The sequence below is a fragment of the Pseudomonas sp. ICMP 10191 genome, from assembly GCF_001467335.1.
GTDB lineage: Bacteria > Pseudomonadota > Gammaproteobacteria > Pseudomonadales > Pseudomonadaceae > Aquipseudomonas > Aquipseudomonas cerasi.
In genome coordinates this window covers 1-378 of the sequence record NZ_LKGW01000054.1, presented here as the reverse complement: position 1 = coordinate 378, position 378 = coordinate 1, and the positions used below count along the sequence as shown (strand labels likewise).

At 57.1% G+C, this 378-nt stretch carries 1 protein-coding gene; it reads right to left on the bottom strand.

Annotated features, from left to right (window positions below):
• Nucleotides 1-157 precede the first annotated feature (157 nt).
• Nucleotides 158-378 (bottom strand): DUF637 domain-containing protein (locus tag AO388_RS29560; protein WP_236713899.1); only part of this gene is annotated, 221 nt, incomplete at its 5' end.

Sequence of the window (378 nt, the reverse complement as noted above, 5' to 3'; positions counted from 1 at the left end):
CAGAAGCCTCTCCGCCAGATAATCGACAACCATTTCATTCGCGCCAGCGGCCAAGGCACCCGTTCGGAAATCGCCGCCCATGGCCTCGGACATCAACCCGCCAAGCACGGCATGCATGCCAACTTTGGTGAGTTTGCCCTCATCGAACAGAGTGAAATCACCGATCTTGCCTGCGGCAATGGCGCCACCCGTAGCGATTCCCGTATCCGCCCATGATCGCGGTCTTGATCACAGATTCGGTGATCACCTTAGTCGCAACGGTCTGAACACTCGCAAGGTCCAAGCCCAGATTTTTCGGGTTGATGGTCGGTACGAAACCTGCCATGACGCCCGCCATGGCGTATCCCTTGATGGCGCTGGAAGACGTCACGTCTTTGA